Source organism: Pseudomonas sp. TZ252 (genome assembly GCF_056110345.1).
On sequence record NZ_CM148566.1, the window covers coordinates 5,528,248 to 5,540,591 of the forward strand.

A 12,344-nucleotide genomic window follows, 5' to 3' on the forward strand; every position below is an offset into this window, starting at 1 on the left:
GAAATGGTGCAGTTCGTACCTTGGCGCAAGGTTGGGGGAAACCTAGCATGAACTCACTGCCTGAACAAAAAAATACAAGGAGGCGCCGTGACGCTCCATGTTCTCTTTTTGGGGTTTAGCGCAGTGGCAAGCGGGCTTGTTCGCCGGTGCCCGTTGCCCGGGCAGCGACCCGCCTGCGCCAACCGTTCCTTCAATCCGGAGTTCTTTCAATGTCAGCCTCTCGCGATACCTTCAGCCTGCCCGTCGTAACCCGCTCGACTCCAGCGCAAGAGATTGCACTGCTGAGCGACCAGGCAGGTGCGGTGATCATCCGCAACTTCATGACCCCCGAACAAGTCGCACGGATCAACAACGAACTGGACGCTCCCCTGGCCGCGCTCGAGGCCGGCTCCAAGCACCAGCACGAGCTGATCGCCGAGTTCCATGGCCGCCAGACCAAACGGCTCACCAACCTCGTCACCCACAGCAAGACCTTTCGCGAGGAGATCCTCGATGACGACCTCTTTCACGACCTGGGGAACGTGCTCTACGCCGCGGAGTGCGGTGACTGGTGGCTGACCACGGCCCAGTTGATCGAGATCGGCCCAGGCAACAAAGCGCAAATGCTGCACCGCGACATGGCGCAGTACCAACCGTTCGTGGCCATGAATAAACATGCGCCGCGCACCATCACCAACCTGATGCTGGCGCTGACCGATTTCACCGAGGAAAACGGTGCCACGCGCTTGATCCCCGGGAGCCAGGACTGGGATGACTTCGACGATGTAGGAACCCCAGAAATGACGATCCCTGCCCTGTTGAAAGCAGGAGATGCCGTGCTGTTCGGCGGGAAAGTCGTTCATGGCGGCGGAGCCAACGTGACCGCTGACTTCTACCGTCGCGGGCTGACCATCCCGATGCAGGCTTCGATCATCACGCCTGAAGAGGCCTACCCGTTGATCGTGCCGCTCGAACTGGTCAGAACGCTTGCTCCGCGCGTTCAGAAGATCCTCGGCTTCCGCTCCCAGTACCCCAATGGCAGCCCAGGCCTGTGGCAACATAACTACGCAGACCTGGCCGACTATCTCCAGCTCTAGAAGCCTTCCACGCTGGCCGGCCTGGCCCCGAAGGCGCCAGGCCCAACCGCGTCCCCGGACAAGCAAAGAGGCCGGTGAACACTTTCATTCCTGGCGGGGCATTACTCCGCGACGTGAAAACAGCAGCGGCGTGCCGTCGGCGTTGAACAGCGCCGCCGTCAGCGAGAGGCCGTCAGCCGTCGGTGCTTCCTGGAAACTGTTTCCACCATCCCTGCTCCGTACCTTCAGTCCGTCAAGCCCGACCGCCAATACCCGCGCGCCAGCCACTGCTATGGATGTGACAGAGCCCTTGCCTTGCGTTGGCACTCTGCGAAAAGCCTTGCCATCGGCAGAGCCCTGCAACAGGGTGCCACGCTGACCACCCAGCAGCAGACGCCCATCGGCCAGCACCGCGCCAGACCACAGGGTGCCCTCATAGCCGGTATCCAGGTAACGCCAGTTGTTCCCCTGGTCGTCGGAGCGCAGCACCTGCCCATGCTCGGCCGTGGCGTACAGGGTGCCGTGGTTGTCGGCAAACAGCCCCATCAGGTTGAGGTCGGCCCGCTTGGCTCCTGGAGGCGCTTGCAACGGCTGCTCCGTCCATGTCTTGCCGCCATCCTCGGTGGTCAGCACCAACGACCAGAGCCCTACCGCAACGCCCTGCCGGGCATCGAAAAAGTGCACGGCGAACAGCGGCCGGTCTTCTTCGCTCGACAGGCGCTGGACCTGCCAGGATTCCCCGCCGTCGGCGGTGGACAGGATCGCGCCCCAGTGACCCACCGCCCAGCCGTGCCCGGCATCCACGAAGGACACACCCGTCAATGGCGTGGATAGTGGGACCGAGCGTGCCTGGCGCCACTGCCTGCCCTGGTCGTCGGACAACAACACGACACCGTGGTCGCCCACGGCAACCACCCGCTCTCCGGCCCAGCCGGCGGCCAGCATGGTGGCCTGCGTGGCATTGCCCGCCTGCACGGCCGGCACGGCCTGCAACGGCGCGGCCTGGAGAGACATCAGCGGCAATCCTGCTGCGAGCAAGGCCGCGGTGAATGAAACCCTGAACTTCATGCTTCTCTCCTCAGTGCACCAGCGCGCCGATCATGCGCACGGGACGTTTGCGCGGGAACGCCCGCTCCAGCCATACGGCGAAGGCCGGCAGCACGGTCATGGCCATGACCATGTTGACGACGAACATGAAGGCCAGCAGCTTGCCCATGTCGGCCTGGAACTTGAGCTCCGAGAAGGCCCAGGTGGCCACGCCAACGGCCAAGGTGATGGCGGTGAAAATGGTGGCGACGCCCACCTCGAGCAGCGCGTACTCCACCGCCTTGGTGATCGTCTGGCCATGGGCCAGGTGCAGTTGCAGGCGGTTGTAGATGTAGAAGGCGTAATCGACGCCAATGCCCACTGCCAGCACCATCACCGGCAAGGTGGCGATGGTCAGGCCGATCTGCAGCTCCTTCATGAACCAGTAGCCAATGAAGGTGCCGATGGTCAGCGGCAGGCAACACACCAGGACTGCCCGCAAGTCGCGATAGACCACGAACACCAGCAAGGCGATGGCGGCATAGACGTAAAGCAGCATGGGGGTTTCGCTCTTCTCCACCTCTTCGTTGATCGCTGCCAGGACGCCGGCGTTGCCGGAGGCGAGGCGAATCGAAATGCCTGACATCGGATACTCGCTGCGGAACGCCTTGGCGGCGTCCACCACTCGGTTGATGGTCGTGGCCTTGTGATCGGCCAGGTACAGGTGCACGGCCGACATGCTGCAATCGGTGCGCATCAGCCCGGGGGTTCGCGCAACCTCGGTGGCCAGCGCGGCGTAGTTCATCGGGTCGATGGGCACCGCCGCCATCTTCGGGTTGCCTTCGTTGTAGCCCTCGTTGAACTGACGCATGGTGGTGGAAAAGGACGCGACCGAGAGGACGCCGGGCACCCCCTGCATGGCCCACACGAAACGATCCTGGTACTGGCCCAGGGCAACATCCTCGCAGGCCACCTCGGAAGGAGCCTTGTCGACTTCGAACACCACGCTGAGCCAGTCCAGGCCAATGTCGTAGTTGCTGGCGATGGAGACCGCGTCGCGATTGAAGCGCGAGTCCTCGCGCAACTCCGGCGCACCCGCCTGCAGCGTGCCGACGACGCGGTCATGGCTTTGCCAGATCGCCGCCAGGAACACCGCCAAGGCCGCGCCGAGCACCCACTGCGCCTTGCGTGGCTCGGCGAGCCGGGCCAGGCCCCGCAGCCAACGGCTGCGACGCTGCCGGGAAACCTCCTGGGCGGCTGCGTACTTGTCGTCGACGCGCAGCAACGACGCCATCAACGGCAACATCACCAGGTTGGTGACGATCTTGTAGGCCACGCCAAGCGAAGCCGTGATCGCCAGTTCCCGCACCATCGGGATCGGGATCAACAGCAGCGTCACGAAGGAAACCAGCGCGGTCACCAGCGCCAGCGTCCCGGGAACCAGCAACCCGGTGAAGCTCGAGCGTGCCGCCTCTTCGGCGCTCTTGCCGATGGCGATCTCGCGCACGATGAAGTTGATTTGCTGCACGCCATGGGAAACCCCGATGGCGAACACCAGGAAGGGCACCAGCACTGCCAGCGGATCGAGCCCGTAGCCCAACAGGCGCAGGCTGCCGAACTGCCAGACCAGCGAGGCCAGCGAACAGACCAACGCCAGCAAGGTGAAACGCAGCGAGTGGCAATACCAGTACACCGCCCCCGCCGTCAGCAGCAACGCCAGCAAACAGAACTCCAGCACGGCTGAAGCTCCGTCGGCGATGTCGCCGATCTGCTTGGCGAAACCGATGATCTGGATTTCGAAATCGCCGTCTTCGAAGCGCTGGCGGATCTCTTTCTCCAGCCGATGGTTGAAGGTTACGTAGTCCAGATGGGCGCCCTGGCTATCGTACTCGTTGAGTTCCACCGTGATCATCGCGCTGCTCTGGTCCCGGGAAACCAGCGTACCGATGAAGCCGCCCTGGGCAGTGGAATTGGCGATCTTCGCGATGATCCGGTCATCCAGGTGCTCGGGAGAAACCGTTCCGGGTACCAGCGGATCAGCACGAAAACCTTCCTCGGTGATTTCGTTGACGAAGGCGTTGGGCGTCCACAGGGAGCGCACGCTGCTGCGCGATACTCCCGGGAGGAAGGTCACCGCCTGGGTGACGTCATACAGCCGCTTCAGGCCCGGGGCGCTCCAGATATCGCCCTCTCGGGCCTTGACCACGATGGTCAGTCGGTTCGCCCCCAGCAGGTCATTGCGGTAGGCCTCGAATGTCTCGATGTATTCGTGGCCTACCGGCAATTGCTTTTCGAAGCCGGCATCCATGCGCAGCTGTACGGCGAACCAGCCCATGATCAGCGTGAATACCGCCAGGCTCGCCAGCACCAGCCGGCGATGCCTGAACAACACACCTTCGACATATGACAACAGGCCACGTGTCGGGGCCTCAGGTAGCTTTACAGAACCGTTCACGGCAAGCCTCACAAGGTGCGGGAGATCGCGATGCCGACATAATCGCGGTCACGATAAAGCTGGTCGTAGGGCGTCTCACCGCCCATGAACTTCGCGTAGTTGAGGGAAATCTGCCAACTGGCCGGGTTCCGCACGAAGTTCAGGTACAGGTTCATGCTGCTCGCGTCCTCGGTGAAGGTTGCGCTGAGGTTCGGTGTCCGTCCTCCCAGCGACCGTGCATAGAAGACGCCCGGCGTGACCTGCCAGCCCGGCAACAAGGTGCCGTCATAGGTCAGGCTGAAGTCCAGGTTGATCCCTGAAGAGGTCTTGTCGCCACGGGACTTCGGCGCTCTGGCAGGATCCAGCTGCCAGGCATTGAGTCCCGCGGCGAGCGGTTCGCCATTGACCTCGTCATGCAGCCCCGGGTACTTGATGACCACCAGTTCGGTCAGCAAGCTGCCCGTGCTGGCCCCGCTGAAATCCAGAAGCGTCGGGGAATTGGACGGCGTGAAGCTGTACAGGCCGGTCAGGTGCCACTGGAATTTCTTCTCGTCCTTCCAGCATTTGCCGCCGTTGCCGGTACACAGGTCGATGACCGGGTTGAGCATGACCGAGTCCTTCGGCCGGTACGACAGCTCCGTACCGACGGCCCAGTCACCGATCGGCATGTTGGCACTGATGCCGTACATCATCCGGTCTTCCTGGTACTCCCAGGTCGGTGCCGCCGCGAAGGTGTTCGGGTCGAGAATGGCGACACGCAACGATGGCAACTTGTCGTGATAACGCATCACGTAGAAGCCATAGGCGACGTCGCTGTCCTCCGGCTGCCAGCGCAGCGAAAGGCCCCACTGGCCGCTGTCGCGGGCGTCCTTTTCGGAGAATCCGTAGTCCCCCCTGCCCTCACCCAGCGCGTTGGTGGTGGACCAGTAGCTGCCCACCGGCGGCAATTCGCTCTTGTTCCAGCGGAATTGATAGTAGGCCTCGACGTTGACACCCGAGCCCAGGCCCGACGCGACACTGAGCATCGGCGCCGGCAGCACGGCCTCCTTGAGCTGCACGCCGGGGCGCGCCAAGGCCTGGTAATCGTAGGCGTTGGTATTGTTGATGCCACCGGCCACGAACAGGCTTTCGCCCCAGTTGATCACCTGGTTGCCCAGGCGTGCGCGGACCCCCTGCCCGCCCACGTCGAAGCCTTTGCTCACCCACAGGTCCAGCAGGCGGGCCTTGAACGCGAGGTCGTCGCGAGCGTCATCGCTCAGCCCGTTGCTGCCGACGCTCTCCGGGGTGTTGAACGACAGCGTGCCGGTGGTATCGGTGGCAGCGAAGTCGCGGATCCAGGTGCCGCGCGCCATGAAGGTGATGTCCTCGGGCATCTTCAGCAATAGCTCATGGGTGCCCTTGAGGTAGTTGGTGAACATGTCGCCGCGGTCGTAGTTCAGGTCGCCCTGGTCGGCCACGCCGGAGCTCTGCGCCAGGCAGCCGGAGGGCGCGTTGTGCCCGGTCGGTCCCTGGTTGATCAGGTTGCAGCCCCGTGACTCGGTACGCAGACCCATGCCTGCGGTGATCGTGGAGTCGAAAGAGCCATTGAGGGTTTCGGTTTCGAACGTGAATCCCATTGCCAGTGGGGTTGTGCACGCGATGACAAGGCCTGAGGCTTTCGTAATTATTTTTTTCATGCTGGCTCTCGATCTGGCGTCGGTTAGCGCTCGCTGATGGCTCGCAGATTGTCGGAGGTGAAGAAGTCACGCTTCAGTCGGGGGGAGCCGTTGTCTTCGGTGAGCCAGCGAATATCGTTCTTGCCCGCCCCGATCGAGGTCATGTCGAAGAGGTAGCGGCCATCCGCCAGGTTGTACTGGACCTGGGCCTGGACGTCGCAGGCGCCTGTCTCGTACACGGGAATCGAGAACCCTTCGCGCACTTTCCAGATCTGCCCTTGCTTGTCGTAGTCCACCGCCAGCAACGGGTTCCAGCTGTCCTCGTCGATGTAGAACATGCGCTTCGGCGCCTGATGGCGCATGCCTTGACGGACATTGGCCTCGACGACCCAGACCCGATGCAGCTCATAGCGACGCGACTGCGGCGCGATCGAGTCGTTGCCGGCAAACGTCTCCACCTTGGCGCCAGTGTCGTAGGCACCGAAATCGTTGTAAGGCACCAGCAACTCCTGCTTGCCGATCAGCTTCCAGTCGAAACGGTCCATGGTGCCGAAGAAGACGTTCGCCTCGTCGACGGTGTACTGGTTATCCAGGCCGATCTGTGGCGCATCGTAGGAGTACGACGGCATTCGCCGCACGCGGCGCTGGCCGGGGAAGTAGTAGAAGGTCGTGGCCTGTTCGCCGGCCACGGCAGTCTGTACCGCGGACTGGCCGGCCAGAGCAGCCGGCTCGAGGTAGTTGAAGAAGGTCGCATTCTCCAGGCGGCCAACTGACGAGAAGAGCGCACTCCCCTTTTTCCCCCAGGGCGTGAAGAAGAAGGTATCTGTCGACTGACGTAACCATTCCCCCCCTTTGCGTGGAGAAATTCCGGAAATGGTCCGGGGAATTTCGACGCCAACGCCGCGGTAGCGCATCTTCATGTTCCACATCACCTCGGCACCGGTACTCGGCATGGGGAACGGGATGCCCGGAACGTGAGCCTCGTCCAGAGCGAGGCCGGCAGCATCGAGCTTGGCGAAACCAACGTTCTGCCGGGTGTTCTCGACCACGAAGTCCGGAGCGCTACAGGTCCGACGGGTCGGATACACATCCATGCGATAGCCGGGAATCCTCTTGAACAGCTCGACCTGTCCGGGGGACAGCTTGCTCGAGTGTTGCGCGAGATTGTTCGCGTCGATGCTGTAGAGCGGCTTGTCGCCCTTGAACTTCCAGTGCTCTCCTCGCACCTGGCCGTAGCTCCATCCCTCGTCCTGCTGTCCAGGCTGCGTCCAGGCAGGAATATCCCCGCTTGCACTCGCTGCGATCTCCCCGCCCAAGGGGGTTAGTTTCGACCCCAGCGCCTCGGGGCCCTGGGGCGCAGCCTGGACCGAACAGAGCACGGTCGATACCGCGAGGGTCATGAACAACTGCTGCTGGAAAACACGACGGGTGGGCGCTTCACCTTCCAGCCGTTCAGTTACATCTTTCATTGGATGGCTCCTCACACAGGGCATGGACCGGTTGCTCGACCTCCCAAGGGGAAGAAGTCGGCTCCTGTCGATAATGATCATTTGACCTGATCAATTGACCATGTCGGACGATCATGAGGCAAACCATATGCCAGTTCTCTTTCATGTTTTTTTAATTGTTATAAATCAGGCGGTTATGGAAAAAGTTCTGTTCCAGGCCCAGTGCCCTGTGCACCACCTTGGGAAGTAAAGAAACATGTGTTACCTGGAGATGCTTGGTAACAGGGCACAAGAGAGCTTGAGGGGAACTTTCGTAGATATCGGCTCGGGCATTTTTAATTGTCGTTTCGCCTCGGGTCAGAGGGAGCGATCGGATATGACCGGTCATGAATCGAGCAACTTTATCCGACAATGCACGCCCCGCGGCGGAGCGGGACTATAGCGGATGTAATGCCTGCAAAAAAAACCGCCCCGAAGGGCGGTAAAAGGCAGGGCCAGGGCCTGCCATGGAGTTACAGCAGAACAGTTCTGCCAGGTTATCGGGTCAGAAAGAAAAACTTGTCGCGCCGTATTGTTTATCGTGGACGAGGAAACGCTTGGCCGTATACCTTGTTCGAACGCTCCAGCGCACCATAGGCATAGTACAACTGCACCATGGAATAGGACCAAGCCAGGAAGGCCATGGTCATGAAGACCATCTTCGTGTCGTCTCCCGGAATCGGGAAGAAGTCATATCTGAGTGCTACTACCAGGCCCGCCAGCCCGCCAGCGATGGTGGCCAGAGTATGGAGGGCTTCGCCTGCACGGGCCAGTTGCAAGGTGAAGTAGCAAAGATACAAGGTATAGGCTGACCACATGAATACATAGAAATAAGGGAGGAATCCCTCGATGATTCCAGACAGGAAATAGACGCCGGTAGCGGCAAAGCCAGCTACAAAAATGAGGATGTCCTTGGCGGGCGACGGTTTGTAATCGTGGGTAACTGCCATTAGCCCGAGCGTAGCGATAACTGGCACTCCCACCCCTCGCGAAAAGGCGTCGAGAAAGATCGCGATGTTGTAGTTGGCTTGCCAGCCGGTGGCTATGAATGTAGTGAAGTTCGATGCCGAGATACCTACGATCAAGAACTCCAGGCCAAGCAAATAGTTTTTCCGCCTGATGAATGCAGCGCCATAAAACAATCCGGAAATCACCAGGAGAATACATGAGAGCAGAGCGAACAAGTCTCTCGGTTCCACGTTAACTGCCCCTTCAGATAGAGTTGTATCGATGCCTTGTGTCTAATCGGTGCAAGGGAGTACGGGCATAACCCCATTAACTCCCCGCATCGTTATCAGCCGTTCAAGGCTTTGTCTTTGCGCACTTTCTTGTCGGTCCATGCATCCAGTAGCCTGGCGGCCGCAAAGGCCGTCTTTATGGCGCACCATTGAAGTGGCTCGGGTAGCATGGATGGCGTCTTGTGTTCCAGCGCCGCTAGCAGCGGAGGCTCTCCACCGCCGATTCGCTCGGCGAAAAGCGCGCCCATGAGCGATTGAGTGGCAAGGCCATGCCCTGAACATCCCGCCGTATAGAAGATGTTCTGCCTGGCCCCTGTCACCCCGACCACGGGGAGGAAGTCGTAGGCCCCGCTGATATACCCGCTCCAGCAATGCCGAATGGCAAGGCCCTGCAAGGAAGGAAAACGCTCGCGCAACACTCTCGACAACGCGGCGTAGGCGGCGTGGTCCGGAACATTGGGTGTCTTCGAGCCGTAGGCATAACCCAATTGCTTCACGGTCAGCAGCAGGGTGTCATGGGCCGTCAGGCGATGACTTTCCATGGTGTAGTGCGGCGTAATGAGGCCTTCACGCTCTTGCCAACCCAGGGACGCCAGTTGCTCCGCCGATAGCGGCTGGGTTTCGATTGCCGAAACCCGGATCGGTGCAACCTTGTTGCGGAGCACTCCCAGCTGAGGCGTGTAGGCGTTGGTCGCCAGAACCATTACAGGGGCGGTGGCGATACCCTGGGCCGTATTGCAGGTAATCACCTGCCCTTCACAGTAGGAAAGCACCGGCGTGCGTTCGTACAATTTCACGCCAGCCTTGATTGCCGCACGACGCAGGCCGTTGACGTACTTTCCCGGATTCAAGGTGCCGCCACGCTGCTCGCTGCCAAACAGGAATGCGGGCGGTATGCCTCGCGCGCGCATCTCGGCGCTATCCACGAAGCGCGTGACAGAGCCCAGCGCGTGGCCAAGCTCCATGTTCGCTCGCAGTCGCTTTTCCTGGCTGGGATGGACGGCGGCCCGGATGATTCCCGAGGGCGTGTAATCGCAATCGATGTCCAGCGCAGCCAAACGCTCTTCCACATAGGTGACGGCCTCGTCATAGAAACCGACGAACTTACGTGCCTGCTCAAGCCCCACTCGCTTGACGAAAACCTCGCATTCTATGCCCATGCTGCCGAGCAGATAGCCGGCATTGCGCCCGCTGGCCCCGAAGCCTGCGAACTGCTGTTCCAGAACGATGACGTTCGCTCCACGCGCCCTTAGTTCCAGCGCCGTTGACAGGCCGGCGAACCCGGCGCCGACCACGACTACGTCTGCGTGCTCGTGGCCTTTCAGCGCCGGCTGCAGGTCGTCTGGCTGCTCCACCCATCCGCCAAGGCTGCGGAATCTCATGGGTTCGGCATTGTTGCGTGCCGCTCCGTTGAAGGCATTCATTCACATCACTCCCGGGTTGCCGGACATTGTTCCTCTCATGGGCCGATCCATGGCAGTGCCGCTAGAACCCCTTCCCTGCCTCGGAAAAGGAGGGCATGCCCAGCAGCTCTTGCGGGTCACGCATCTGACCATCGATCTCCACCCATCCCAGTAGCGTGGAACTGGCACTCCACCCCAGCAGACGCTGCATTTGCGCGGGGAGTTGCCGAACGCGCTCGACGGGTATGGAAAGGAAGTGGTTTTCTTCCAGGCGCAGGAAGGCCAGGTCGTAGGCCATGGTCAGGCCTGTGCGAGGAGCGTCGGATCTGTTGGCGCCACCGCCGTGATATACCGATCCCAGCCAGAGAAGCGCAGTGCCTGCCTTCATTTCTGCGCCGATGGTTTCTTCCTGGGTGGGCATCCGTTCGTCATCCCAGTGATGACTGCCAGGAATGACCCGCGTCGCGCCGTTCTCTTCGGTGAAGTCGGTAATCGCCAGCATGAGCTGCAAGCGAGCCTCGCGACCATACTGCGGATGCCGCCAGAGCGAAGTGGCATCGTCGCGATGCAGGGGTTGAAGACCTTGTCCAGGCCCGATCTGTATGGCCTGGGTCATGCTCAGTTGGATATCGGGCGTGATCTCGACACGATCGTTCCCTACCCAGACATGGGTGGGAGTCTGCAATACCTGCTTTGCCGTCTCGAGGAACAGGGGGTTCAGTGCCACTTCCACGGCGGAGTCGCTTTTCGCCAGGATCCGCGCGGTACGTCGAGTCTGGGTGCCGGCGAAGTAAGGGTCCATGCCGCAGGGGGTAACGCCCAGATAGCTGTCCAGGTCCTCGGTAAGAGACTTCAAGGTTTCTTCCGAGACGAAGTTGCAAATAGCGACAGCGCCATCACGCCTGATGATTTCCACTACCTGCTCGATCGGGGTGTCGCAGCTGACTGTCGTCAATCTTCGCGTACTCATCTGATGCCTACCTGTGTGGTGTTGTCATTGTTCTGCAGGGCTTCCGCAATCAACCTCAGCCCATGAGCGTTCACTCTCATGCGGTCAGACCGCCCTCTCCTTGCGCCTGGCGCGGAAAGGAGGTTTGATCATACGACATGATCATGTGATCAAGTCAAACGATTAATAATTCTGCGTGGCATCTCGGCGCTCAGGAAAGGCCTGCCGAATCAAGATCCGGCTCTACGCGGGTTCGCGCTGGCGATAGCGGATTGCCCAGGCTCGATCCTGTTTCGCTTCGGCTACGCATCGCCGGCGGTCGGAGCGAAACATCTGGAGAGACAAAGGGTCGCTGCCTCGGTCCTCAAGCGTGTCGACTCATGGATTGGGGGACGGCCATGCGTTAGCATTCGTCCCGGTCGACAGCGGACCAGTCGCCTGGCGGCAACACCGAAGAAGGAGAAGCTGAATGGCTCGAGTGGGCGCCGAAGTGCGCAGGCAAGACTTTATTGAGGCCGCCGTGAAGGTGATCGCGGAATATGGTGTGGCGAATGCCACTACCCGTCGCATCGCGGCCGCGGCGAATTCTCCATTGGCCTCCCTGCACTATGTCTTCCACACCAAGGACGAATTGTTCGACGCGGTCTATGAGTCCCTGATAGACAAGCCACAGCAGTCCTTGCTGCATGTTACGGCGGGAGCCACGGCGGCAGACTCGGTAGCAGAGATATTGCGCCAGTTGGTCGGGTGGTTCACCACGCATCCGGAACTGGCGACTACGCAGTTCGAGCTGTTTTTCTGGAATCTGCGTAACAACCCCGCTATGGCGAGCAAGATCTACACCGATTCCGTCGAAGCGACGAAGCAGGCCATCGAACAGGTCGCTGGCTCGGTGCTGGACCAGGAAGCGCTGGGCACTGTCAGTCGCTTGCTCATCAACCTGTTCGATGGCTTGCTTCTCGCCTGGTCCGCCCATGGTGACCAGGAGCGGCTGAATGCCGAGACCGAAGCCGCCTGCCAGGCTGTGAAGCTGTTGGTGGCCAGCTTCTGATCTTTTCGAAGGCGCATCTCTAGAGAGGGGCATGGTGACACGGTTC

The 12,344-nt window shown here is 60.9% G+C and carries 9 protein-coding genes; 2 read left to right on the forward strand and 7 right to left on the reverse strand.

The genetic code is table 11. From position 1 onward, the window contains the following. Window positions 1-209: 209 nt before the first annotated feature. On the forward strand, window positions 210-1,076 hold the full coding sequence (locus ACYAF3_RS25530) for a phytanoyl-CoA dioxygenase family protein (RefSeq protein ID WP_003089190.1): 867 nt from the start codon (window positions 210-212) through the stop codon (window positions 1,074-1,076). Window positions 1,077-1,160: 84 nt separating this feature from the next. Here ACYAF3_RS25530 and ACYAF3_RS25535 read toward each other — a convergent pair whose 3' ends face one another. The 7 genes from ACYAF3_RS25535 to ACYAF3_RS25565 form a co-directional block, all read right to left on the reverse strand. Beyond that, entirely contained in the window at window positions 1,161-2,123 is a 963-nt protein-coding gene (locus tag ACYAF3_RS25535) for a WD40/YVTN/BNR-like repeat-containing protein (protein ID WP_033999351.1), read from the reverse strand. Window positions 2,124-2,133: 10 nt separating this feature from the next. Continuing rightward, the gene (locus ACYAF3_RS25540; RefSeq protein ID WP_023082917.1) at window positions 2,134-4,536 is read right to left on the reverse strand and encodes an efflux RND transporter permease subunit; all 2,403 of its coding nucleotides are present in this window, start codon (window positions 4,534-4,536) and stop codon (window positions 2,134-2,136) included. An 8-nt stretch (window positions 4,537-4,544) separates the two neighbouring features. After that, window positions 4,545-6,131, reverse strand: a complete 1,587-nt coding sequence (locus tag ACYAF3_RS25545) for a DUF1302 domain-containing protein (protein ID WP_105579372.1) — start codon at window positions 6,129-6,131, stop codon at window positions 4,545-4,547. Between the two features lie 83 nt (window positions 6,132-6,214). Then, window positions 6,215-7,639: a DUF1329 domain-containing protein gene (locus ACYAF3_RS25550; protein ID WP_003089182.1), complete on the reverse strand. Its 1,425-nt coding sequence runs from the start codon at window positions 7,637-7,639 to the stop codon at window positions 6,215-6,217. A 554-nt stretch (window positions 7,640-8,193) separates the two neighbouring features. Continuing rightward, on the reverse strand, window positions 8,194-8,841 hold the full coding sequence (locus tag ACYAF3_RS25555; protein ID WP_003122770.1) for a hypothetical protein: 648 nt from the start codon (window positions 8,839-8,841) through the stop codon (window positions 8,194-8,196). Window positions 8,842-8,951: 110 nt separating this feature from the next. Further along, window positions 8,952-10,319 carry an NAD(P)/FAD-dependent oxidoreductase gene (locus ACYAF3_RS25560; protein ID WP_003122771.1) on the reverse strand — a complete coding sequence of 456 codons (1,368 nt, stop codon included), beginning with the start codon at window positions 10,317-10,319 and terminating at the stop codon, window positions 8,952-8,954. A gap of 61 nt (window positions 10,320-10,380) precedes the next feature. After that, window positions 10,381-11,268, reverse strand: a complete 888-nt coding sequence (locus ACYAF3_RS25565) for a phytanoyl-CoA dioxygenase family protein (RefSeq protein ID WP_105579374.1) — start codon at window positions 11,266-11,268, stop codon at window positions 10,381-10,383. 448 nt (window positions 11,269-11,716) lie between these two features. On the opposite strand from ACYAF3_RS25565, the gene ACYAF3_RS25570 reads away from it, so the two are divergent. Next, window positions 11,717-12,298: a TetR/AcrR family transcriptional regulator gene (locus ACYAF3_RS25570; protein WP_034030517.1), complete on the forward strand. Its 582-nt coding sequence runs from the start codon at window positions 11,717-11,719 to the stop codon at window positions 12,296-12,298. Window positions 12,299-12,344 lie beyond the last annotated feature (46 nt).